Origin of the sequence: Agromyces sp. ISL-38 (genome assembly GCF_018613935.1) — a bacterium.
In the GTDB taxonomy this organism is placed as follows: Bacteria; Actinomycetota; Actinomycetes; order Actinomycetales; family Microbacteriaceae; genus Agromyces.
The window spans coordinates 64,381-87,439 of sequence record NZ_JAGGPF010000006.1 but is presented as its reverse complement, the minus strand read 5'-3'; the positions used below and the strand labels follow the sequence as shown (position 1 = coordinate 87,439).

Below are 23,059 nucleotides of genomic sequence, written 5' to 3'. Positions count from 1 at the left end.
GCCATCAGCGTTGCACGAGCCGTTCGTACCAGGCGAGCGCCGATTGGTCGGTGAGGCTCGCGACCTGGTCGACCACGACGCGATGCCGCGCCGCGTCGTCGGCGGCAGCAGCCCAGTCGGCCGAGGACCCCGGGTCGAGCTCCGCTCCGTTGCTCGCGAGGAGCACGTCGGCGAGATCGGCGAGGATGCGCCGCTGCTGCGCGTAGATGGGCTGCCTCGTGTTGCGTGACATCACGAACGTCGCGACGATGCCCTTCAGCACCGCGATCTCGGCCTGCACGTCGGGTGGCACGACGATGTTCGCGCCGAAGCGCACGAGGCTCGCGGCGGGGTGCGCTGCGAGCGTGGCCGACATGGCGCCGTGCACGAATCGGCCGATGAGCTGGCTCGTGAGGTTCTTGAGCGCTGCGAGATCGTGACGCGAGCCACTCCACGCGACTGGCCAGCCGTCGAGCCGGTCGAGCCGGTCGAACGCGGCGATGAGGCCGTCGTGACCGATCTCGCCACCGATCCACTCGTGCATCGAGTCGACGAGCTCGTCGTGGTCGACCCGGCTGCCGAGCGCCGCGACATCGATGTAGCCGTTGACGATCGCGTCTTCGAAGTCGTGCACCGAGTAGGCGATGTCGTCGGAGAGGTCCATGACCTGAGCTTCGATGCACCGCACGCCGGCCGGCGCTCCTTCACGGAGCCAGGTGAACACCTCGAGGTCTTCGGTGAAGAAGCCGAACTTCGCCCGGCCGCTCGGATCGGCGATCGACGACTCCGCGGGCCACGGATACTTGCAGCTGGCGTCGAGGCTCGCTCGCGTGAGATTCAGCCCGTAGCTGCGGCCGTCGGCGCCGAAGACCTTCGGCTCGAGCCGCGTGAGCAGGCGCAGGGTCTGCGCGTTGCCCTCGAATCCCCCGATATCGACGGCCCAGTCGTTGAGCGCGCGCTCACCGTTGTGGCCGAATGGCGGATGCCCGAGGTCGTGCGCGAGGCACGCGGTGTCGACGATGTCGGGGTCGAGGCCGAGGCTCTCCCCCAGTTCGCGACCGACTTGGGCGACCTCGAGCGAGTGCGTGAGCCGATTGCGTGCGAAATCGAGGCCGGCAGTGGGGCTCAGCACCTGCGTCTTCGCGGCGAGCCGCCGGAGCGCACTCGAATGCAGGAGGCGCGCGCGGTCGCGGGCGAAGTCGCTTCGGGGTGAGGAATGCTGCTCGGGCAGCCAGCGATCGGCATCGAACTCGGTGTAGCGCCCCACGGTCGCGTCAGCCGCCACTGGTGTCCAATTCTGCGTCGACGAGAGTGACACGGTCATCGCCCACGAGCTCTTGCGTGTCGAGCCAGCGTTCGGGCAGGGCCGGCTTCTTCGGCGTGCCCGCACGCCCCCGGGGCCCCTCCGCGCCTTCGCCCGGGTACGGAGTCGACCAGTCGAGGGTGGCGAGCAGTTCGTCGAGCTGCTCGAGCGACTCGACCGTTGCGAGGCGCGCGCGAAGCTCACCGCCCACGGGGTAGCCCTTGAAGTACCACGCGACGTGCTTGCGGATGTCGCGGCACCCGCGTTCTTCGCTGTCGAAGAAGTCGGTCAGCAGCTCGGCGTGCCGGCGGAAGGTCTGCGCAACCTCGCCGAGCGACGGCGTGGCCGTGCGCGTCTCGCCGCGGAACGCAGCAGCGAGGTCGCCGAAGAGCCACGGGCGGCCGAGGCATCCGCGCCCGACGACCACGCCATCGCAGCCGGTCTCGGACACCATGCGGAGCGCGTCGTCGGCCGACCAGATGTCGCCGTTGCCGAGCACCGGCACGCTCGTGACGGTCTCTTTCAGTCTCGCGATCGCCGACCAGTCGGCCTCACCCGAGTAGAACTCGGCGGCCGTGCGCGCGTGCAAGGCCACCGCGGCGACGCCGGCGCCCTCGGCGATGCGGCCGGCCTCGAGGTACGTGAGGTGGTCGGAGTCGATGCCCTTGCGCATCTTGATCGTGAGGGGCACGTCGCCCGCGGCGCGCACCGCCCCCTCGACGATGCCCCGGAACAGCCCCGTCTTCCACGGCAGCGCGGCGCCCCCGCCCTTACGGGTGACTTTCGGCACGGGGCATCCGAAGTTCAGGTCGATGTGGTCGGCGCGGTCTTCGGCCACGAGCATGGTGATGGCCTCGGCGACCGTGTTGGGATCGACACCGTAGAGCTGGATCGAACGCGGCGTCTCGGACTCGTGGTGCGTGATGAGCCGCATCGATTCGGGGGTGCGCTCGACGAGTGCGCGCGACGTGATCATCTCGCTCACGTAGAGGCCCGCGCCGAACTCCCGGCAGAGCCGGCGGAACGCCGTGTTCGTGATGCCCGCCATGGGGGCGAGCACGACGGGCACGTCGAGTTGGAGCCCGCCGATCGTGAGCGGGCCCGCGGGAAGGGTGGTGATCGAAGACATCACCGTCGATTCTCCCAGACTTGTGGCCGCCGACGCCCACCGACCGCGTACGCGCCTAGGATTCCGAGGAGAACGAGACTGTGGAGGACGAGATGACCGACGGTGAGCTCATCGGTGCAGAACGCGTGCGAGCGGATGCCGCGGCGCGCGGCCTCGAGGTCGACATCATCGAGCGACCGGCGGCCCGCAGCCTCGAGGAGGCCGCCGAGCTCATGGGCATCACTCCTGCGGACATCGTGAAGTCGCTCGTCGTGAAGCGCAGCGACGACACCTACGTCTTCGCGCTCGTGCCCGGTGGCCGCAAGATCTCCTGGCCCAAGCTCAGGGCGCTGCTCGGTGTGAACAAGCTCCAGCTGCCGGATGCCTCGCTCGCACTCGCCGCGACGGGATACGAGCGCGGCACCATCACGCCCCTCGGCTCGACGACCGCGTGGCCCGTCGTGGTCGACGCCACGATCGCCGGGCGCCGCGTGTCGATGGGCGCGGGCGAGCACGGCCGCAGCCTCTTCGTGGATGCCGACCGGCTCGTGGACGCGTTCGATGCCACCGTGGCCGACATCAGCGACCCGGAGTAGCCGGCAGCACGCCGGGTGCCGCGCGCGCTACTCTGCGGGCGCCTCAGGGACGTAGCAGACGTCGCCCTCGCACACCATCGCCGCTGGGTCGCCCGCCACCATCGTGAACGGCGATGGCGCTGCGGCATCCGTCGTCATGACCGCTTCGTCGGTCACGCTGCCGCCTCGTCGCGCTCGCCGGCGACCTGCGTGAGCACCTGGGCGAAGACCTCGGCGGGCTGCGCCCCCGAGACGCCGTATTTGCCCTCGAACACGAAGAACGGCACGCCGTTGATGCCGTAGGCGCCGGCCTGGGCGATGTCGGCCTGTACGTCGGCGGCGAACCGACCCGACTCGAGGGCGGCGCGTGCCGCGTCGGCGTCGAGCCCGACCTCGGCCGCGAGCTCGACGAGGTCGTCGATACGGCCGACGTGGCGCCCCTCGGTGAAGTACGCGCGCATGAGGCGCTCGGTCAGCTCGAGCTGCTGGCCCTGCTCCTTCGCGAAGTGCAACAGCTCGTGGGCTTTGAGGGTCTTCGTGTGCTGGAGCGCGTCGAAGTCGTAGTCGAGCCCCGCTGCGGCAGCGACGCCCGTGACGCGCTCGAGCATCTGGTGCACCTGCGCGGCCGGCAAGCCCTTGTGCTTGGCGAGGAAGTCGACCTCGGACCCATGGAAGTCGACAGGGGTGTCGGGCGCGAGTTCGAACGAGTGGTACTCGATCTCGACTTCGGGGGCGTCGGCGCCGAGCGCGGCGATGCCGCTCTCGAGGTGGCGCTTGCCGATGTAGCACCACGGGCACGCGATGTCGGACCAGATGTCGATCTTGATGGGTTCACTCACGATGTATGCGAACGGATGCTGCTGGCCGCCTATTCCCGCCCCGGAATGCGACAACGCCGTTGGATACGCTCGGATGATGCTCGGCCCTTCACACCCGCTCCCGTTTCGCCCCCGCCGTGTGCTCGTCGCGGGCACGAGCGGGGCGGGGAAATCGACCTTCACAAGGAGGCTTGCAGCCGCTTCCGGGATTCCGTATCACGAGCTCGACGCCTTGCGACACGGGCCCGGCTGGACCCCGCGTCCGAGCTTCTTGGAGGATGTCGCCGCCTTCACCGCGCGAGCCGAGTGGGCCACCGAGTGGCTCTACTCCGACGCTCGGGACCTCCTCGCATCACGTGCGCACCTCCTCGTGTGGCTCGACTATCCGCGGCCGCTCGTCATGGTCCGCGTGCTGCGGCGCACCATCAGGCGCCGGCTGCGACGCGAGGTGCTCTGGAACGGCAACGTCGAGGCGCCGTTGCGCACGGTCTTCACCGACGCCGACCACATCGTGCGCTGGGCCTGGCGCACCCACTCGAAGTGGTCATCCCTCGTCGAAGGCGCCGCGGCGATGCATCCGCAGCTCACGATCGTGCGGCTCCGAAGCCCTCGCGAGGCAGAGACGTGGCTCTCGGGGGCGTTCGCCCGAGCCACGCGATAGCGCTCAGCCCGCGGTCGGGGCGTCGACCGCACCGCCGAAGCGGCGGTTGCGGGCTGCGTAGACCCCGATGGCCTGCCAGAGGTCGGTGCGCGAGAAGTCGGGCCAGAGCGTGTCGAGGAAGACCATCTCGGCATATGCCGACTGCCAGAGCATGAAGTTCGAGGTGCGCTGCTCGCCTGAGCTGCGAACGAAGAGGTCGACGTCGGGCAGTTCGGGCACGTAGAGCCGCTTGGCGATGAGCTTCTCGGAGACGGCGGAGGGGCGGAGGCGCCCGGATGCCACGTCGTCGGCGATCGAGCGCACGGCGTCGGCGATCTCGTTGCGGCCGCCGTAGTTCACGCACATCGTGAGGGTGAGCGTGTCGTTTCGTGCGGTGAGCTTTTCGGCGTACTGGAGCTCGTTGATGACCGACGCCCAGAGCCGAGGCCGCCGCCCAGCCCAGCGGATGCGCACGCCCCACTCGTTGAGCTGGTCGCGCCGCCGGTGCAGCACGTCGCGGTTGTAGCCCATGAGGAAGCGCACCTCTTCGGGCGAGCGCTTCCAGTTCTCGGTCGAGAACGCGTAGACCGAGATGTGCTTCACGCCGGCCTGGATCGCACCCGCCACGACGTCGAGGAGCGCCGCCTCCCCTGCCTTGTGCCCCTCGATGCGCGTGAGGCCCTGACGGTTCGCCCACCTGCCGTTGCCGTCCATGACGATTGCGACGTGGTTCGGCACGGCGCCCTTCGGAAGCTCGGGAGGATAGAGGCCCGTCCAATCGATCGGCCGGTAGGGCACCGCGTCACGATGGGTGTAGGGCTTCGGGCTCACGGGGCCGCCGTTTCTCTGTCGACGTGGGGCAGCGAGCGGAGGCCGCGCTCGAGGTGCCACTGGGTGTAGGCGGCGACGATGCCGCTCGCCTGGTTGCGGTCGCCCTCTCCGGCCGCCTCGGCGAAAGCCCAATCACCGGCGAGCAGGGCGCCGAGCAGGGCGACGGTCGAGCGGGCGATGCGGGGCGTGCCGGGCGGGGCGCAGTCATCGCAGACCACGCCGCCGAGTTGCACGACGACCGCCGTGTGCTCGCCGGTCTTGCCGCAGCGCGCGCAGTCCTGGAAGCTCGGCGCCCACCCGGCGAGGGCGAGTGCGCGCAGCAGGTAGGAGTCGAGGGTGAGGCTGGCACCGTGCTCCAGTCGCGAGAGCGAACGGAGCGCGCCGACGAGCAGCAGGTACTGCTGCAGCGATCCTTCGTCTTCGGTGAGCTTGTCGGCCGCCTCGACCATCGCGTTCGCCGCCGTGTACGAGCCGTAGTCCTGCGTGATCTCCGCGCCGTAGGAGCCGATCGACTCCGCCTGGGTCACGACGTCGAGGCTGCGGCCCTCGTAGAGTTGCAGGTCGGCGACCATGAACGGCTCGAGCCGTGCGCCGAACTTCGACCCGGTTCGGCGCACTCCCTTCGCGACCGCTCGGACCTTGCCGTGCCGGCGCGTGAGCAGCGTGAGGATGCGGTCGGCCTCACCCAGCTTGTGGGTGCGGAGCACGACGGCTTCATCTCGATACACGGGCACATTCGATTATCTCGCGTTCGCGGCCGCGCACGGCCGAGGCGCTCGCGTGATTCACTGGTGCCATGGCCGCCCCCCTCTTCACCATCCCGCTCTGGATGGACCTGGCAGCCGTCGCCGTTGGCGCCATTCAGGGCGCCATGTTCGCCGCCCGCCTCACCGAGCGCCGCATCGACCTGCTCGGCGTCGCCCTGATCGGGGTGATCGTCGGGCTCGGCGGCGGTCTCTTGCGCGACCTTCTGCTGAACCAGCTTCCGGCGGCGATGGCGAGCAACTGGTACCTGCCGGTCGGCACCGCCGCTGCACTGCTCGGGATGCTGCTGCTGCGCGTGTTCGCGCGGCTGAACGGCCTCATCATCGCGCTCGATGCCGTGACGATCGGGCTCTTCGGCGCGATCGGCACCTCGAAGGCCCTCGCCTACGGCGTGCCCGTCGTGCCCGCGGTGTTCGTGGGCGTGCTTTCGGCCGTCGGCGGCTCGATCCTGCGCGACGTCGCGCTCAACCTGCCGATCGCACTGATGCACGTCGGCTCGCTCTACGCGGTCGCGGCGACCGTGGGCACGACGCTGCTCGTCGTGCTCGTCGCGATGGGAACGCCCATCATCGTTGCCGCCACGGCGTGCGTCGTCGTCACGACCCTCATCAGGCTCGGCTCGGTGCGCTACGGCTGGAGCCTTCCCGAGCAGCGGGCACTCGGCAGCTGGAAGGTCTGGCGGCGCGCCTGAGCGAACGGATGCCGCGAGCCCGAGTGTCGAGCACGCGGCATCCGATCGCTAGGCGGTGACGGCCTCGAGCTGGCCGGCCTCGACCCGGGCTCCGCGCAGCGCACGGTTGACGGCGGAGACGACCGCCTTCAGTGACGCGGTGGAGATGTCGCCGTCGATGCCGACGCCCCACAGCACCCGGCCCTCGACCTCGAGTTCGACATATGCGGCCGCCTGGGAACTGCCGCTCGCGGCGAGCGTGTGCTCGACGTAGTCGCGCAGCCGCACGTCGACGCCCTCGGCGCCGAGCACCGCGAGGAACGCAGAGATGGGACCGTTGCCGTTCGCGTCGGCTTCGACTCGCTCCTCGCCGTCGCGCAGCCCGACGTGCACGTTGACGACCCCGTCGAGCGCGCTCTCGGTGCGCAGCGACAGCAGTTCGAAGCGGCCCCACTTCTCGTCGGGATGGTCGGCGGGTGCCGGCAGGTACTCGTCGTTGAAGATGCGCCAGATCTCGGCACTCGAGACCTCGCCGCCTTCGGCATCGGTCTTGGCCTGAACGACGCCCGAGAACTCGATCTGCAGTCGTCGCGGCAGGTCGAGAGCGTGGTCGGTCTTCAGCAGGTAGGCGACACCGCCCTTGCCCGACTGGGAGTTGACGCGGATCACGGCCTCGTAGCTGCGGCCCAGGTCTTTCGGGTCGACCGGCAGGTAGGGCACGGCCCATTCGAGCTCGTCGACGGTGACGCCGCGCCGGGCCGCTTCGGCATCCATCGCCTCGAACCCCTTCTTGATGGCGTCTTGGTGGGATCCGGAGAATGCCGTGTAGACGAGGTCGCCCGCCCACGGGTGGCGCTCGGGCACCGGCAGCTGGTTGCAGTACTCGGTGGTGCGCTTGATCTCGTCGATGTCGGAGAAGTCGATCTGCGGGTCGATGCCCTGCGTGAACAGGTTCACGCCCAGCGCCACGAGGTCGACGTTGCCCGTGCGTTCGCCGTTGCCGAAGAGGCAGCCCTCGATGCGGTCGGCGCCGGCGAGGTAGCCGAGCTCCGCCGCTGCGATGGCGGTACCGCGATCGTTGTGGGGGTGCAGCGAGAGGATGACGTTCTCGCGGTATGCGAGGTGCCGCGACATCCATTCGATCGAATCGGCGTAGACGTTCGGCGTCGCCATCTCGACCGTCGCCGGCAGGTTGATGATGACCTTGCGCTCGGGGGTCGGCTCGAAGATCTCGAGCACCTGGTTGCACACGTCGACGGCGAACTCGAGCTCGGTGCCCGTGTAGCTCTCGGGCGAGTACTCGTAGTAGACGGTCGTGCCGGGAACGGATGCCTCCATCTCGCGGCACTTGCGAGCGCCGTGGAGGGCGATGTCGATGATGCCCTGCTTGTCGGTGCGGAACACCACATCGCGCTGCAGGATGCTCGTCGAGTTGTAGAGGTGCACGATCGCCTGCTTGGCGCCCGCGATCGACTCGTAGGTGCGCTCGATCAGGTGGTCGCGCGCCTGGGTGAGCACCTGGATCGTGACGTCGTCGGGAATGGCGCCCTCTTCGACGAGGCTGCGCACGAAGTCGAAGTCGGTCTGGCTCGCGCTCGGGAAGCCGACCTCGATCTCCTTGTAGCCCATGCGCACGAGCTGGTCGAACATGATGCGTTTGCGCTCGGGGCTCATCGGGTCGATGAGGGCCTGGTTGCCGTCGCGCAGGTCGACGGCGCACCAGCGGGGCGCGCGCTCGATGCGCTTGGAGGGCCACGTGCGGTCAGGGAGCTCGACACGGATCTGCTCGTGGAACGGGCGGTACCGATGCACCGGCATCGACGATGGCTTCTGGGTGTTCTGCATTGGGTGCTCTTCTCGTTTGCCTGAGGATTCAGCCGACGACGAACTCCGCAGCGAGGGAGGCCTGTGAACTAGGACTCGCTGCGGCAGCTAAGAAGGAGCAGACCGTGAAGCACGGGTCAAGGCTAACACCGAGCATGCGCGCTCGCGAAACATGACGCTGAACGGATGCCGCGGGCGCCGCGGCATCCGTTCACATCGTCGTTCACTCCACCGCGAGTGCCACCACTGGCGAGACCCGCATCGCACGACGCGCCGGCGCGATCGACGCGACGAGGGTGAGCACGCCCGCGGCGACGAGGAGCCCCCCGAACAGCGCCCACGGAATGCCGGGCAGCACGAACGTCGTCTCACCCTGGGCGCCGCCGAGCAGGGCCTGCGCGCCGGCCCACCCGTACGCGAACCCGAGCACGACGCCCATCGCCGTCGCCGCGAGGGTCAGCGCCGCGCTCTCCACCACGATCATGCGCCGAAGCTGCCGACGGTCGAACCCGAGCGCCCGCAACAGGCCGAGCTCCCGAGTGCGCTGCATCACGCTGAGCGAGAGAGTGTTCACCATGCCGATCGCTGCGATCAGGGCGCTGAAGCCGATCAGCACCGTGAAGACCGCGACGGTCGCGTTGAGCATCTCGTCGATGCCCGCGTACACCTCCGGCCGCAGCTGCTGCGCGGCGACGAGCATCGCGCGGTAGGACTCTATCGCGACGGCGAACGTCGTCACGAGCGTCACGCCGATGACGAGCCCGATGGTCATGCGAGAGCTCCGCTCGGGATGGCGCACGGCGTTCTCGGCCGCGAGACGGGCGGCAGGCGAGCCCCCGAAGAGGCGCCCGACGAGGCGAAGGGCCGGTGGCATGACGACGTTGGCGGCGAGCACGATGCCGGTGAACGAGGTGATGCCCCCGAGCACGGCGACGAGCATCCACACGGGGTTGGCCGGGCCCCAGATGACGCCGGCGACGAGCATGCCGAGGCCCAGCACCGACAACACGATCGCGCTGACGTTGCGACCGCGGCCACGGCCGAGTTCCTCGCGATCCTGCTCGTTCGAGTTGCCGATCGCCTGGATCGGCCGCACCCGGAGCACCCGCCGGGAGCCCACCCATGACGCCAGCCAGGTCGTGACGACGACCGCGACCGCAGGCAGCACGACCCAGACGTTCAGATAGCCGTAGTCGGTCGCCGGCATTAGCTCGTTCGCCACGGCGATCTCGTCGAGCGCGAACGCGACGCCTGTGCCGAGCACGATGCCGATGGCCGCCCCTGCGACGCCCACGAGCAGCCCTTCCCTGGCGATCTGCGCCCGCTGTGTGCGAGCACTCGAGCCGATGAGGCGCAACAGCGCGATGAGCCGGGTGCGTCCGGCGACGACGGTCGACACCGTGTTCGCCGTGACGATCGCGCTCACGTAGATCGCGATCACGATGAACACCATCGCCACGACGCCGAGCATGAGCGCGACGGTGGCGCTCCCGCCGGTGATGTCGTCTGCGGCGATCGCCGCACCGAGCAGGCCGGTGATGTGGAGCAGGGCGACGCCGAAGGTGCCGGCCAGCGCTGCGACGAGGAGCGTGGGCAACTGGTCCTTCACTCGTGTGCTCATCATGCCGCGACCTCCATCGCGAGCATGAAGGTCGAGATGTCCTCAGGCGTCGATCGCGCCGAGTCGCGCACGATCCGCCCGTCGGCGAGGAAGAGGATGCGGTCGGCGTGGCTCGCCGCGATCGGATCGTGCGTGACCATGGCGATCGACTGGCCGTAGCGCGCACTCGCGGTGGCGAGGAGGCCGAGCACCTCTCGGCCGGTGCGGGAGTCGAGGTTGCCGGTGGGCTCGTCGGCGAACACGAGGTCGGGGCGGGTCGCGAGGGCCCGCGCGATCGCGACCCGCTGCTGCTGCCCGCCCGAGAGCTCGTGCGGCCGGTGGCCGAGCCGCGCACCGAGACCGAGCGTGTCGAGCAGCTCGTCGATCCACGCCTGCTCGTCCCGGCTCGGGCGACGGCCGTCGAGCTCGAACGGCAGCATCACGTTGCCGCGCACGTCGAGGGTCGGCACGAGGTTGAACGATTGGAAGATGAACCCGACGCGCCGGCGGCGCAGCACGGTCAACGCACTGTCGGAGAGCTCGGTGATGTCGGTGTCGCCCAGCCACACGCGGCCGGAGCTCGCGGTGTCGAGGCCGGCCATGATGTGCATGAGCGTCGACTTGCCCGAGCCCGACGGGCCCATGATGGCGGTGAACTCGCCACGGCGGAGCCCGAGCGAGACGTCGTCGAGCGCGGTGACCGCTCCCGCCCCCTCCCCGTAGTGCTTGCCGAGGGTCGCGACGCGAGCGATGAGGCCGAGGTCTGAGGGTTGGATCTGCATGACATCGAAGCTACGGAGGCGCCTGAGGCGCGGCATCCGGCGGTCGGATGGTTCGTCGTCATCCTCGAGGATGACGGGGCGGCCGATTCAGCTGCCGAGGTCGTGCTCGTAGCCGAAGACGACGAGCTGTACGCGATCGCGGAGGCCGAGCTTCGCGAGGATGCGGCTCACGTGCGTCTTCACGGTCGCCTCGCTCAGGAACTCGGATGCCGCGATCTCGGCGTTCGAGAGCCCGCGCGCCGCGAGGGCGAAGATCTCACGCTCGCGCGGTGTGAGCTCCGCCCAGGCCGCCGGAGCCGGACGACGCCCGCTCCCCCGGCCGACGTGGGCGAACAGCTCGCGCGTGGCCGAGGCGGCGATCACCTGGTTGCCCTGGTGGACGGTGCGGATCGATGCGAGCAGGAACTCGGGGTCGGCATCCTTCAGCACGAACCCGCTCGCTCCCGCCCGGATCGCCCGGGCCGCATTCTCGTCGAGATCGAAGGTCGTCAGCACGAGGATCCGCGGCGGCGTGCGCCCCTCACGGTCGGCCTCGGCGAGGATGCGCTCGGTCGCCGAGATGCCGTCGAGCACCGGCATCCGCACGTCCATCAGCATCACGTCGGGCCGTGACCGGGCGGCGAGGACCACACCGGATGCCCCGTCGCCCGCCTCTCCGGCGACGTCGAGGTCGGGCTGCGACTCGACGAGCATGCGCACGCCCGCCCGGAAGAGGGCCTGGTCGTCGACGAGTGCCACGCGGATGGCGTTCATGCGGTGCTCCCGGGCTGGATGGGCACACGGGCGCGGAGCCTGAATCGCCCATCGTCGCCGGCCTCGGCGCTGAGCGATCCGCCCGCGAGTTGTGCGCGTTCGCGCATGCCGGGAATGCCGTGCCGAATGGTGTGCGGCTCGGCCGAGGCGGAATCCGAGTGCATCGCGTTCACGACCTCGAGCTCCACACCCGATGCATCCCATGCGAAGTCGACGACGACCGGCTCCGAGCCGTCGCCGTGCCGCAAGGCGTTCGTGAGGCCCTCCTGCACGATGCGGTACACCGCGATCTGGTGCCCCGTGCCGAGTTGACGGCGCTCACCTGCCTCCGTGAAGCGCACGTCGAGGCCCGCGGCGCGCACCTGCTCGAGCAGCTCGCCGAGGTCGTCGAGCACGGGCTGCGGGGTGCCTGCCTCATGGTGGCGCAGTTCGGCGAGCAGCATCCGCACGTCGCCGAGCGCGCCGCGTGCGACGCCCGCGATCGTGTCGAGCGCCTCGATGCCCGCCTCGGGCCGGGTGGGAGCCGCGAACCTCGCTCCGTCGGCCTGCGCGATGACGACGGCGAGCGAGTGCGCGACGACGTCGTGCATGTCACGCGCGATGCGATTGCGTTCTTGCTCCACGGCGTAGCGGTACTCGACGAGTGCGCGCTCGCGCGTCGCGGTCTCCTCGCGCCGCCGCACCTCGCGGGTGTCGCGAACCGCACGCACGAGCAGGCCAGTGGTCCACGCGAGCACCAGTACCGCGATCGACGCGACGAAGAGCACGGCCGACAGGAGCACCGTGCTGAACGGGTCTCCCGCGCCGACGAATCCGGCGTCGTCGAGGAGCGGCTTCACGACCGCGAGGTACCCGGTTGCCAGCAGGGCCCCGACGCCGGCCGAAGCGAGGCCGAGCCACTTCAGCACCCGACCGCCGTGCGCGGCGGTCGAATAGAGCACGCCGAGCACTGCAGCATCGTAGAGCTGCAGGTCGCGCAGCATCGTCATCTGCAGGAGCGCGGCGCCCCAGGCGATCCCGAGCGACCACGCCGGCGCCCGGCGGCGCACCACGAGCGCCGCCGTGAAGGCGGCGAGCACCACGAAGTCGGGCCAGCCGCCGAGTGCTGCGAACGGCAGGCAGAGCACCGCGAACACGCCCGCCAGTACGGCATCGGTCGTGAACCTGGCGCGGCTGATCGAGGTGGGCACCGATCCACCGTACGCGCCCGGCGAGGCGCGGGCCTCACGTCGGCTGCGGAATCATTCTTGCGATGTAGTTTCCGAGGTGCCCACCGGCGCGGTCGCCCAGCTCACTCCGGTCTCAGGAGGCCGGCTGCGTCGCTGCGGACCGTGCTCAGAAGCCGAGGCGCCCCAGTTGCTTGGGGTCGCGCTGCCAGTCCTTCGCGACCTTCACGTGCAGGGCGAGGTAGACCTTGCGGCCGAGGAGGCCCTCGATCTGCGCCCGAGCGGTGGCCCCGACCTCGCGGAGCCGCGCGCCGCCCTTGCCGATGATGATGCCCTTCTGGCTGTCACGCTCGACGTAGAGATTCGCATACACCTCGACGAGGTCTTTGTCCTCGCGCTCGATGACGTCGTCGATGGTCACGGCGATCGAGTGCGGCAGCTCGTCGGAGACGCCCTCGAGTGCCGCCTCGCGCACGAACTCGGCGATGCGCTCGTTGACGTCTTCGTCGGTGAGGATCTCGGCCGGGTAGAGCTCGTGCTCCGCGGTCGGCATGAGCGCGAGGAGCTCGTCGACGAGCACCTCGAGCTGCTCGCCGCGCGGCGCCGAGACCGGGACGATCGAGTCCCACTCGCGCAATTGCGAGACCGCGAGCAGCTGCTCGGCGACGTGCGCCTTCGATGCGGCATCCGTCTTCGTCACGATCGCGACCTTCTTGGCCCTCGGATACTGCTCGAGCTGCTCGTTGATGTAGCGGTCGCCGGGGCCGATCGCCTCGTTCGCCGGAACGCAGAACGCGATCACGTCGACGTCGCCGAGCGTCGACTGCACGAGCGTGTTCAATCGCTCGCCGAGCAGCGTGCGCGGGCGGTGCAGACCGGGCGTGTCGACGAGGATGAGCTGCCCGCGTTCGCGATGCACGATGCCCCGGATCGCACGCCGGGTGGTCTGCGGCTTCGAGCTCGTGATCGCCACCTTCTCCCCCACGAGGGCGTTGGTGAGCGTGGACTTGCCGACGTTGGGCCTCCCGACGATCGAGACGAATCCGGCACGGTACTCAGCCACGGCTGTTCCTTCCTTCGGGGTCGCCCGACTCGAACGCGGTCTGCGCATCGATGAGCGCCTGGTCGCGTTCGACGAGGATGGTGGAGATGCGTTTGCGGCGGCCCTCGGTGCGTTCGGCTTCGAGCAACAGGCCCGAGACGGTCACGCGCTCGCCGGGCTGCGCGAGCCGGCCGAGCTCCTTGGAGAGCAGCCCGCCGGCCGAGTCGACGTCCTCGTCCTCGAGGTCGAGTCCGAAGAGCTCGCCGAGCTCGCCGATCGGCAGTCGCACGTTCACGCGATACCGGCCCGGTTCGAGTTCCTCGACCTGGGCGGCCTCGCGATCGTACTCGTCGGAGATGTCGCCGACGAGCTCCTCGATGAGGTCTTCGAGCGTGACGAGTCCGGCGATGCCGCCGTACTCGTCGACGACCATCGCGAGGTGGTTCGACTCGAGCTGCATCTGCCGGAGCAACGCGTCGGCCTTCATGGACTCGGGAACGAAGACCGCGGGGCGCACGAGCTCACCGACGGTGAGGCCCTCGGCATCGAGGGGCTGTTCGAAGCCGAGTCGTGCGAGATCGCGCAGGTACAGGATGCCGGTGACGTCGTCGGCGTCGCGCTCGACGACCGGGATGCGCGAGTAGCCGGCCTTCAGGAACAGCGCCATCGCATGGGCGAGATGCTCGGAGGCATCGATCGTGACCATGTCGGTGCGCGGCACCATGACCTCGCGCACGACGGTGTCGTTGAACGCGAAGATCGAGTGGATGAGCTCGCGGTCGCCCTCCTCGAGCACGTCGAGCTCGGTCGCCTCGTCGACCATGCTGAGCAGTTGCTCCTCGCTCGACACCCCGGCGAAGCGGATTCGGCCGGGGGTGACCCGGTTGCCGAGCGTGACGAGCGCCCCCGCGAGCGGGCCGAGGAGCACACGCAGGAAATGCACGAGCGGAGCCGTGAGACGGAGCACCGTAGCCGCGTGCGCACGGCCGACGCTGCGCGGGCTCGCCCCCACGAGCACGAACGAGACGGCGGTCATGATGAGGGCCGAGTACAACAGCACGAGCCAGATGCTCTCGATGAAGAAGGTGAACGCGAGCGTCACGAGCACCGCCGAGGTCGTCTCGGCGATGATGCGCATGAAGTTCACCGCGTTCACGTGAGCGCCGGTGTCCACGGCGATCGCGAGGAGCGAGCGGCGCGCCCGCGACCCGATGGCCAGGTCGGTGATGTCGGCGCGCGAGCTCACGCCGATGGCTGAATCGACGGCGGCCATGAGGCCGCCGAATGCGACGAGCACGAGTGCCGCTCCGAGGAAGAGCCATGGCTCCATGGTCAGCGGCGCCGCTCCTGCATGGAGAAGCCGACGAGGATGTCGCGCTGCACGCCGAACATCTCCTTCTCCTCGGCCGGCTCGGCATGGTCGAACCCGAGCAGGTGGAGGATGCCGTGGGTCGTCAGCAGCAGGAGCTCGTCGATGAGCTCGTGACCGGCCGTCTGTGCCTGCGCTTGCGCGACTTGCGGGCAGAGCACGATGTCGCCGAGCAGGCCCGGCGGGGTGGGCTGGTCTTCGGTGCCGGGACGCAGCTCGTCCATCGGGAAGCTGAGCACGTCGGTGGGCCCCGGCTCATCCATCCACTGCACGTGCAGTTGCTCCATGGCGCCCTCGTCGACGAGCACGATCGCGAGCTCGGCATCGGCATGCACGTGCATGGCGTCGAGCGCGTAGACGGCGAGCCGCTGGATGGCGGCCTCATCGACCGCGATGGTCGACTCGTTGTTGATCTCGATGCTCAACTGTTCTTCCTCGGCTGGTGATCGCGCGGGGCGTGGCCACGCCGTTCGGCGCGGTTCGCGAACTCGCGAGCCTGATCACGCTCGAACCGCTGGGCCTGCGTGCGCTGGTCGTATTCGGTGTAGGCGTCGACGATGCGGCCGACGAGCGAGTGACGCACGACGTCGGCGCTCGTCAGCCGGATGAACTGGATGTCGTCGACGTTGTCGAGGATGCGGGTGACGAGCCGCAGTCCGCTCGCGCCGATCGGCAGGTCGACTTGGGTGACGTCGCCCGTCACGACCATGCGCGACCCGAACCCGAGACGGGTCAGGAACATCTTCATCTGCTCAGGCGTGGTGTTCTGGGCCTCGTCGAGCACGACGAACGAGTCGTTGAGGGTGCGGCCGCGCATGTAGGCGAGCGGAGCGACCTCGACCGTGCCAGCAGCGAGCAGCTTCGGCACGAGCTCGGGATCCATCATCTCGTTGAGCGCGTCGTAGAGCGGGCGCAGGTACGGATCGATCTTGTCGGTGAGCGTGCCCGGCAGGAAGCCGAGGCGCTCCCCCGCTTCTACGGCGGGCCTGGTGAGGATGATCCGATTGACCTCTTTGCGCTGCAGGGCCTGCACGGCCTTCGCCATCGCGAGGTACGTCTTGCCGGTGCCGGCCGGGCCTATGCCGAAGACGATCGTGTGCTCGTCGATCGCATCGACGTATTGCCGCTGGCCCTCGGTCTTCGGTCGGATGGTCCTTCCGCGACTCGAGACGATGACCTGCCCGAGCATCTCGGACGGCTTGGCATTGGGATCGGCTTCGAGCATTCGGGCCGAGCTCCTCACTTCGGTGGGTGTCGGATCCTGGCCGTTGCGAACGAGCTCCAGGAGTTCTTCGATGAGGCGACGCACGCGGGTGCGACCGTCGACGTCGCCGCGGATCGCGATCTCGTTGCCGCGCACATGGACCTCGACACCGGGGTACTCGCGTTCGATGCTCGAGAGCAGGCGGTCCTGTGGGCCGAGGAGGCGCACCATGGCGATGCCGTCGATGGTGAGGCGCTCCTCATCGTCGCGCGCGGGCTGCGGCGCGGCGCCCTGGCCGTACGGATCAGTCGCCAAGCGAGGTCTCCTCGAGCCCTCCGGCGAGCACATGGGCATGCACGTGGAAGACGGTCTGGCCGGCATCGGGACCGGTGTTGAAGACGAGCCGGAACTGACCGTCGGAGAGTGAATCCGCGACCTCGTGGGCCGCGGCCACGAGTTCCGCGAGGAGACCGGGATCTCCGGCGGCGAGTTCGACGACGTTGCGGTAGTCGCCGGCCTTCGGGGTGACGATGACGTGCAACGGCGCCTTGGGCGCGATGTCGTGGAACGCGATCACGCGCTCGGTCTCGAGCACGATGCGCGCAGGGATCTCACGAGTGGCGATCCGCTCGAAGAGGGAGGGCCGTGCGCCGGAGTCGCTCATTCCACCATCGTAGCGATCGATGGCTCACCACCGCCCGAGCGCGGCGTTGAGGACGGCGATCGCGGCCGGCCCTGCGGTCGAGGTGCGCAAGACGGATGCCCCGAGTCGCACCGGCTCCGCGCCGGCGGCGACGAGCCGCTCGAGCTCCGCCGGCGAGATGCCGCCCTCGGGACCCACCACGAGGGCGAGGTCGCGACCGTCGGGCCGGATGTCGGTGATGGGTGTCGTGGCAGTGGGTTCGAGCAGCAGCATCCGCGTGCCCTGCAGCAGGCCGGCGAGGTCGCCGGTCGCCGTGACCGGCGCAACCGGCGGGAGCCAGGCCCTGATCGACTGCTTCACCGCCTCGCGCACGATGCTCGCCCAGCGCTGGCGGCCCTTCTCAGCTTTCGGGCCCTCCCAGCGCGACACTGACCGGGCGGCCGCCCACGGCACGACCACGTCGACGCCCAGCTCGGTCGCCGCTTGCACAGCGAGCTCGTCGCGGTCGCCCTTCGCCAGCGCCTGCACGAGCGTGATCCGCGTCTCGGGTGGTTCTTCGACCAGCACCTCTTCGACTTCGAGCACGAGTTCGCGGGCGCCGGTCGAGACCACCACGCCTCGCACGAGGATGCCGCGGCCGTCGCCGATCGCGATGCGCTCACCTGTGCGCACGCGCGCCACGGTGACCGCGTGACGCGCCTCGTCGCCCGAGAGCTCGACGGTTGCGCCCGGCGTGACGGCGTCGAGTTCGAGCGACTCGTCGAGATAGAGGCTGCTCACGCCGGCCTAGCCGAGGAACCGATCGCGGAGACGCGCGAAGAGCCCTTGCTGGAAGTGTCCGAGCTCGGGCGCGTGCGGCTTCTTCGAGGCGGCGAACTGCTGGATGAGATCGCGCTCCTTCGTCGAGAGCTTCGTGGGCGTCACGACTTGCACGCCGATCTTGAGATCGCCCCGCCCGGTGCCGCGGAGCTTCGTGACTCCGCGGTCCTTCACCGTGAGGATCTCGCCGCTCTGCAGGCCTGCCCTGAGCTCCACCTCGACGTCGCCGTCGAGCGCGGGGATCGTCGTGCTGGTGCCGAGGATCGCGTCGGTCATCGCCACGTCGAGGGAGCACAGCAGGTCGTCGCCGTTGCGGCTGAAGACCTCGTGGTTCTTGACCTTGATCTCGAGGTAGAGATCGCCGTTCGGGCCGCCGGCGGGGCCGGCCTCTCCCGAGCCCGGCATCTGCAGGCGCACGCCCGTGTCGACGCCGGCGGGGATGTCGACGGGCACGGTGCGCCGGGCGCGAACGCGTCCTTGTCCCTGGCACGTGACGCACGGTGTCGCGATGACCGTGCCGTAGCCGCGGCAGGTACCGCAGGGACTCGACGTCATGACGTTGCCGAGCAGCGAGCGCACCGAGCGCTGGATCGAGCCGGTGCCGTTGCAGATGTCGCACGTGACGGGCGAGGTGCCTGGCTGGCAGCAACTGCCGTGGCAGGTGCCGCACACGATCGCGGTATCGACCTCGATGTCGCGGTGGGTGCCGAAGATGACCTCTTCGAGCCCGACCTCCACCCGGATGAGCGCGTCCTGCCCGCGCTCGCGTCGCGACCGCGGCCCGCGAGTGGTCTGGCCGGCCCCGAAGAACGTCTCGAAGATGTCGCCGAATCCGCTGAAGCCCTGGCCGCTGAAGCCGCCCTGGCCGCCGAGGTCGTACTGCTGGCGCTGCTTGGGGTCGCTCAGTACGTCGTAGGCGTGCGTGACCGATTTGAATCGCTCGGATGCCTCGGCTCCGGGGTTCACGTCGGGGTGGAGTTCGCGGGCGAGGCGCCGATACGCCTTCTTGATCTCGTCGGGAGTGGCGTCGTGTGCGACGCCGAGGACCTCGTAGTGGTCGGCCACGGAGGGCTTGTCCTTTCGGTTGCCGGATGCAATGCGCCGGTGTCGCGGCGAATGACGGGGTTCAGCTCTCGCCGAGGGTGCGGGAGAGGTAGCGTGCCACGGCGCGAACCGCCGCCATGCTGTTGGAGTAGTCCATTCGGGTCGGCCCCACGACCCCGAGCCGGGAGATGTCGCGCCCGGGGATCTCGAACGCACTCGTGACGACCGAGGTCTCCCCGAGGCCGAAGGAGGCGTTCTCACGCCCGATCCGCACCGCGACGCCGTGCTCGTCGGTGGCCATCTCGCCGAAGAGCTTCAGCAGTACGACCTGCTCCTCGATCGCCTCGATGACACCGAGGATCGAGCCGGCGAAGTCCTGCTCGGTTCGCACGAGGTTGGCGGCACCGGCGACCACGAGCCGGTCGGTGCGCTGCACACGCGCCTGCTCGGCGAGCGTCGCGGCGAGCGTGTGCATCACCGCGGCGTGACGGCGGTCGGCGGAGCGGACCTCGCCCGAGAGCGCGATCGCGGCATCCGCCATCGTCGCCCCCGCTGCGATCTCGTTGAGGCGCACGCGCAGGTCGGCGAGGGTGTCTTCGTCGACAGGCTGCTCGAGTTCGACGAGTCGTTGTTCGACCTGGCCGGAGTCGGCGATGAGGATGCAGAGCACGCGGTTCGGCGCGAGCGAGACGAGCTCGACGTGCCGCACGCGGGCGCTCGTGAAGCTCGGATACTGCACCACGGCGAGTTGCTTCGTGAGCTGGGCGATCAGGCGCACGGTGCGAGCGAGCAGTTCGTCGAGGTCGCTCGACTCGCCGAGGAAGGTCTCGATCGCCTGCCGCTGCGCCTGGGTCAGCGGACGCACGTCGGTCAGCTGGTCGACGAAGACGCGGTACCCCTTGTCGGTGGGGATCCGGCCCGATGACGTATGCGGCGCCGCGATGAGCTCCTCCTCTTCGAGGAGCGCCATGTCATTGCGAATCGTCGCGGCGGACACGCCGAACGCATGGCGCTCGACGATCGTCTTCGAGCCCACCGGCTCGCGCGATGCCACGTAGTCCTGCACGATCGCGCGGAGCACCGCGAGACTCCGTTCGGAGACCATGACCCTCGCTTTCCCTGCACCGGCTTAGCACTCGTTCTACCTGAGTGCCAATCATATCGCGACATCCGCTGCCGCAGTCGTTGCCAGCCCGCGGGTCTCAGCGCTACCGTATGGGTAATCCGCGCGTCACCCCTGGCTGCGAATCTCCTTCACAGTCGCGGTTCATCAGAGAACCCTGAAAGGCACGCTCATGACCGACCCCAATGCTCAGACCCCCGACCCCAACGTCCCGCCGCCGCCGCAGCCGGCAGCTCCCCAGCCGGTCGCTGCCGCGCCGCTGTCGCCTGAGCAGGACATCCAGTGGGGTTCGTTCGCGCACCTCGGTGGAGTCCTCGGATTCCTGCCGTCGCTCATCATCTGGCTCGTGTTCAAGGATCGTGGCACGTTCACGAACACCGAGGGCAAGGAGGCGCTGAACTTCCAGATCACGCTGGTCTTCGCGTACATCGCGGTCTGGATCGTCACGGCGCTCGTGACCGTCGTCACCTTCGGCCTCGGCAGCGTGCTGTCGCTGCTCGCCTGGGTCGTCTGGATCCTCGGCGTCGTGTTCTCCATCATCGCGTTCCTCCAGGCGAAGGACGGCAAGCACTACCGCTACCCGTTCTCGGTGCGTCTCATCAAGTAGACGCTCGCACCACGCGGTCGACGAGCGCGCCGGGGAAGGCGAAATCCGCCCCCGGCGCGCTCGTCTGTGCCACCATGAGATCGACCGAGTACCGCCATTCGGCGACACGACCTAGGAGACGCTCACCATGTCCGACGCAACCCCGCCTCCCCCGCCGGCCGCTCCCTACCAGGGGAATCCGCAGCTCAGCCCGGCCGATGAGCGGCTCTGGTCGACGCTCGTGCACGTGGGCGGCATCTTCTTCGGATTCATCCCCGCCCTGATCGGCTACCTCGTACTGAAGGATCGCGGACCGTTCGTGCGCGCACACACCGCGACGGCGCTGAACTTCCAGATCACGATGACCATCGCGATGATCGTCAGCTCGATCCTCACGATCATCCTCATCGGATTCCTGCTGATGGCGGCGATCGGCGTGCTGATCATCGTCTTCAGCATCATCGCCGCAGTGAAGGCGAACCAGGGCCAGCCCTACGCGTACCCGCTCACGATCAAGTTCGTGAGCTGAGCGGCGTCACGCCTCGAGCAGGCGCCTGACCACGGCGTCGGCGAGCAGCCGCCCTCTCATGGTGAGCACGAGCCCACCTGAGAGGGCGGTTTTCGCGTCGACGAGCCCGTCGGCGATGAGGCCGGCAACCGCCGTGCGGCCTTCGGGGCGCAGCGAACCGAGGCCGATTCCCTCGCGGATGCGGGTGCCGAGCAGTACTCGCTCGGTCTCTCGCGTCGGCGTATCGAGCACCTCTCGGCCGACCGCCGGCGACACCCCGGCGGCAACACGTTCGGCGTATGCGGCCGGATGCTTCGCGTTCCACCAGCGCACGCCGCCGACGTGGCTGTGCGCGCCCGGGCCAACGCCCCACCAGTCGTCACTGCGCCAGTAGCCGAGGTTGTGCCGTGAACGGTGCACGGGCGCGGTCGCCCAGTTGCTCACCTCGTACCATTCATAGCCCGCGGCACCGAGCAGGTCTTCGGCGAGCTCGTACATGTCGGCCTCGAGGTCGTCGTCGGGCGTCGCGAGTTCGCCGCGGCGGATCTGCCTGGCGAGCTTCGTTCCCTGCTCGACGATCAGCGCGTAGGCGCTGAGATGATCCGGGCGCTGCCCGATGGCGGCCTCGAGGCTTCGCCGCCAATCGTCGAGCGACTCCCCCGGCGTGCCGTAGATGAGGTCGAGGCTCACGTCGAGCCCGGCGTCACGTGCCCAGCCGACCACGAGCGGAACGCGGGCCGGGTCGTGCGTGCGATCGAGTGCCGCGAGCACATGCGGCACGGCCGACTGCATGCCGAACGAGACACGGGTGAAGCCGCCCTCGGCGAGGCGCCGCAGGTCGTCGGGCCCCACCGAATCGGGATTGGCCTCGGTCGTCACCTCGACGCCGGCGGCGAAGCCGAACTCGTCGCGAACAGCCCCGAGCATCCGCACGAGGTCGTCGGCGGGGAGCAGGGTCGGCGTTCCGCCGCCGAAGAAGACCGTCTGGGCGGGGCGATCAGGCACGCCGGATGCCTCGAGCATTCGTCGCGACATCCGGATCTCGCCGATGGCGTGATCGGCGTAATCGACTTGCCGTGCACCGCGCAGTTCACCGGCCGTATAGGTGTTGAAGTCGCAGTAGCCGCAACGAACACGGCAGAACGGCACGTGCACGTAGACGCCGAATGCGCGCTCAGCGGCCCCTGCGGCCGCGGATGGCGGCAACACGCCATCGGCCGGCGCCGGGTCGCCGAGCGGGAGGGCTGATCCCACGCCTACACGCCACCCGCAGGGTGCAGGGCGCGGAGCTCGACGCGAGTGAGTTCACGCCGCTTCCGGCGCTGGCCCGGCGCGAACAGGCCGCGGATACCGCCGCGAGTCGCGAGGATCGACCGGATGGTGAGCCAGACAGTGTCGTCGTCGCGACGTTCGAGGATGAACGACTCCTCGCCGCTCTCGGGGCCGTCGGCGGTCGTGCCGTACGCGAAGCCGATGCGGTCGGGCTCGTCGATCACGTAGACGACGAGCACGGGCGTCGACTGGGTGCGGAAGCGACCCTTGCGGCGGAGCGTCGCCGTCATGCCGGCGGCGACGTAGGGCGTTCCGTCGGGGCCGAATCGCTCCTCGGTGCGGGGTGCCGGCTGGTCGCTGAGCGGCGAGCCGTCGGCGTCGTAGACGATGCCGGGGTACTGGGCGCCGGTGCCCGTGGAGATGTCGGCGACCGTGAAGCCGGCGCCCCGCTGGATGCCCCAGGTCATGAGCGACTCGGCGGCGCGCTCGAAGCGCTCGGTGCCGCTGCCGAGGCGCACGGCGTCTTCAGCGGGGCGATAGCCCGCCGGCGGATAGCGCAGGAGATCAGGCGCGAGGGTCGCCCCGATCGCGCCGTAGGTGACCGATTGGTCGGTGAAGGTACTGCGTCGGGTCAT

26 protein-coding genes are annotated in these 23,059 nt (G+C 69.3%); 5 read left to right on the top strand and 21 right to left on the bottom strand.

Annotated features, from left to right (window positions below):
* Window positions 1-4: 4 nt before the first annotated feature.
* A complete protein-coding gene (locus J7E25_RS05345; RefSeq protein ID WP_308164377.1) occupies window positions 5-1,264 on the bottom strand; it encodes a deoxyguanosinetriphosphate triphosphohydrolase in 1,260 nt (419 codons plus the stop codon).
* Window positions 1,254-2,411, bottom strand: coding sequence for a tRNA dihydrouridine synthase DusB (dusB, locus tag J7E25_RS05340; protein WP_214868665.1), 1,158 nt, complete (start codon window positions 2,409-2,411; stop codon window positions 1,254-1,256). Before dusB ends, J7E25_RS05345 begins: the two co-directional genes overlap by 11 nt.
* Window positions 2,412-2,503: 92 nt before the next feature.
* Here dusB and J7E25_RS05335 point away from each other — a divergent pair, with 92 nt between their 5' ends.
* Window positions 2,504-2,986 carry an aminoacyl-tRNA deacylase gene (locus J7E25_RS05335; protein WP_214868663.1) on the top strand — a complete coding sequence of 161 codons (483 nt, stop codon included), beginning with the start codon at window positions 2,504-2,506 and terminating at the stop codon, window positions 2,984-2,986.
* Window positions 2,987-3,013: 27 nt separating this feature from the next.
* Here the strand turns inward: J7E25_RS05335 and J7E25_RS18155 are convergent, their stop codons facing one another.
* Both J7E25_RS18155 and J7E25_RS05330 read right to left on the bottom strand, forming a co-directional pair.
* Complete coding sequence (locus tag J7E25_RS18155; protein WP_285289803.1) at window positions 3,014-3,142, bottom strand: hypothetical protein; 129 nt, start codon at window positions 3,140-3,142, stop codon at window positions 3,014-3,016.
* The gene (locus J7E25_RS05330; RefSeq protein ID WP_214868661.1) at window positions 3,139-3,804 is read right to left on the bottom strand and encodes a DsbA family protein; all 666 of its coding nucleotides are present in this window, start codon (window positions 3,802-3,804) and stop codon (window positions 3,139-3,141) included. The genes J7E25_RS18155 and J7E25_RS05330 overlap by 4 nt, the downstream gene beginning before the upstream one ends.
* A 250-nt stretch (window positions 3,805-4,054) precedes the next feature.
* Between J7E25_RS05330 and J7E25_RS05325 the strand changes: the two genes are divergently transcribed.
* A complete protein-coding gene (locus J7E25_RS05325; RefSeq protein ID WP_308164376.1) occupies window positions 4,055-4,444 on the top strand; it encodes an AAA family ATPase in 390 nt (129 codons plus the stop codon).
* A 3-nt stretch (window positions 4,445-4,447) separates the two neighbouring features.
* Here J7E25_RS05325 and J7E25_RS05320 read toward each other — a convergent pair whose 3' ends face one another.
* Entirely contained in the window at window positions 4,448-5,254 is an 807-nt protein-coding gene (locus J7E25_RS05320; RefSeq protein ID WP_214868657.1) for an isoprenyl transferase, read from the bottom strand.
* Complete coding sequence (gene recO / locus J7E25_RS05315) at window positions 5,251-5,988, bottom strand: DNA repair protein RecO (RefSeq protein ID WP_214868655.1); 738 nt, start codon at window positions 5,986-5,988, stop codon at window positions 5,251-5,253. Before recO ends, J7E25_RS05320 begins: the two co-directional genes overlap by 4 nt.
* A 62-nt stretch (window positions 5,989-6,050) precedes the next feature.
* Here recO and J7E25_RS05310 point away from each other — a divergent pair, with 62 nt between their 5' ends.
* A complete protein-coding gene (locus J7E25_RS05310) occupies window positions 6,051-6,710 on the top strand; it encodes a trimeric intracellular cation channel family protein (protein WP_214868653.1) in 660 nt (219 codons plus the stop codon).
* A 48-nt stretch (window positions 6,711-6,758) separates the two neighbouring features.
* On the opposite strand, the gene leuA is transcribed toward J7E25_RS05310, so the two are convergent.
* The 13 genes from leuA to hrcA form a co-directional block, all read right to left on the bottom strand.
* Window positions 6,759-8,534, bottom strand: a complete 1,776-nt coding sequence (gene leuA / locus J7E25_RS05305) for a 2-isopropylmalate synthase (RefSeq protein ID WP_214868651.1) — start codon at window positions 8,532-8,534, stop codon at window positions 6,759-6,761.
* Between the two features lie 202 nt (window positions 8,535-8,736).
* The gene (locus J7E25_RS05300; RefSeq protein WP_251038825.1) at window positions 8,737-10,137 is read right to left on the bottom strand and encodes an ABC transporter permease; all 1,401 of its coding nucleotides are present in this window, start codon (window positions 10,135-10,137) and stop codon (window positions 8,737-8,739) included.
* Window positions 10,134-10,895: an ABC transporter ATP-binding protein gene (locus J7E25_RS05295; RefSeq protein ID WP_214868649.1), complete on the bottom strand. Its 762-nt coding sequence runs from the start codon at window positions 10,893-10,895 to the stop codon at window positions 10,134-10,136. The genes J7E25_RS05300 and J7E25_RS05295 overlap by 4 nt, the downstream gene beginning before the upstream one ends.
* Window positions 10,896-10,982: 87 nt before the next feature.
* Complete coding sequence (locus J7E25_RS05290; RefSeq protein ID WP_214868647.1) at window positions 10,983-11,648, bottom strand: response regulator transcription factor; 666 nt, start codon at window positions 11,646-11,648, stop codon at window positions 10,983-10,985.
* Window positions 11,645-12,838 carry a histidine kinase gene (locus J7E25_RS18150; RefSeq protein WP_214868645.1) on the bottom strand — a complete coding sequence of 398 codons (1,194 nt, stop codon included), beginning with the start codon at window positions 12,836-12,838 and terminating at the stop codon, window positions 11,645-11,647. Before J7E25_RS18150 ends, J7E25_RS05290 begins: the two co-directional genes overlap by 4 nt.
* 145 nt (window positions 12,839-12,983) lie before the next feature.
* On the bottom strand, window positions 12,984-13,925 hold the full coding sequence (gene era, locus J7E25_RS05280; RefSeq protein ID WP_214868643.1) for a GTPase Era: 942 nt from the start codon (window positions 13,923-13,925) through the stop codon (window positions 12,984-12,986).
* Entirely contained in the window at window positions 13,870-15,186 is a 1,317-nt protein-coding gene (locus tag J7E25_RS05275; RefSeq protein WP_214868641.1) for a hemolysin family protein, read from the bottom strand. Before J7E25_RS05275 ends, era begins: the two co-directional genes overlap by 56 nt.
* A 2-nt stretch (window positions 15,187-15,188) precedes the next feature.
* Entirely contained in the window at window positions 15,189-15,650 is a 462-nt protein-coding gene (gene ybeY, locus J7E25_RS05270) for an rRNA maturation RNase YbeY (RefSeq protein WP_214868639.1), read from the bottom strand.
* Complete coding sequence (locus J7E25_RS05265) at window positions 15,647-16,660, bottom strand: PhoH family protein (protein ID WP_215009521.1); 1,014 nt, start codon at window positions 16,658-16,660, stop codon at window positions 15,647-15,649. The genes ybeY and J7E25_RS05265 overlap by 4 nt, the downstream gene beginning before the upstream one ends.
* Window positions 16,661-16,733: 73 nt before the next feature.
* Window positions 16,734-17,093, bottom strand: a complete 360-nt coding sequence (locus tag J7E25_RS05260) for an HIT domain-containing protein (protein WP_214868635.1) — start codon at window positions 17,091-17,093, stop codon at window positions 16,734-16,736.
* A 24-nt stretch (window positions 17,094-17,117) separates the two neighbouring features.
* Window positions 17,118-17,852, bottom strand: coding sequence for a 16S rRNA (uracil(1498)-N(3))-methyltransferase (locus tag J7E25_RS05255; RefSeq protein WP_214868633.1), 735 nt, complete (start codon window positions 17,850-17,852; stop codon window positions 17,118-17,120).
* A gap of 6 nt (window positions 17,853-17,858) precedes the next feature.
* Window positions 17,859-18,956, bottom strand: a complete 1,098-nt coding sequence (gene dnaJ, locus J7E25_RS05250) for a molecular chaperone DnaJ (protein ID WP_214868631.1) — start codon at window positions 18,954-18,956, stop codon at window positions 17,859-17,861.
* Between the two features lie 61 nt (window positions 18,957-19,017).
* Window positions 19,018-20,040 carry a heat-inducible transcriptional repressor HrcA gene (gene hrcA / locus J7E25_RS05245; RefSeq protein ID WP_214868630.1) on the bottom strand — a complete coding sequence of 341 codons (1,023 nt, stop codon included), beginning with the start codon at window positions 20,038-20,040 and terminating at the stop codon, window positions 19,018-19,020.
* Window positions 20,041-20,230: 190 nt separating this feature from the next.
* On the opposite strand from hrcA, the gene J7E25_RS05240 reads away from it, so the two are divergent.
* Complete coding sequence (locus J7E25_RS05240) at window positions 20,231-20,665, top strand: DUF4870 domain-containing protein (RefSeq protein ID WP_214868629.1); 435 nt, start codon at window positions 20,231-20,233, stop codon at window positions 20,663-20,665.
* A 127-nt stretch (window positions 20,666-20,792) separates the two neighbouring features.
* On the top strand, window positions 20,793-21,173 hold the full coding sequence (locus tag J7E25_RS05235) for a DUF4870 domain-containing protein (protein WP_214868628.1): 381 nt from the start codon (window positions 20,793-20,795) through the stop codon (window positions 21,171-21,173).
* Window positions 21,174-21,179: 6 nt separating this feature from the next.
* On the opposite strand, the gene hemW is transcribed toward J7E25_RS05235, so the two are convergent.
* Together hemW and J7E25_RS05225 are read right to left on the bottom strand one after the other, a co-directional pair.
* The gene (gene hemW / locus J7E25_RS05230; protein WP_214868627.1) at window positions 21,180-22,406 is read right to left on the bottom strand and encodes a radical SAM family heme chaperone HemW; all 1,227 of its coding nucleotides are present in this window, start codon (window positions 22,404-22,406) and stop codon (window positions 21,180-21,182) included.
* Window positions 22,407-22,408: 2 nt separating this feature from the next.
* Window positions 22,409-23,059: a DUF1990 family protein gene (locus tag J7E25_RS05225; RefSeq protein ID WP_214868626.1), complete on the bottom strand. Its 651-nt coding sequence runs from the start codon at window positions 23,057-23,059 to the stop codon at window positions 22,409-22,411.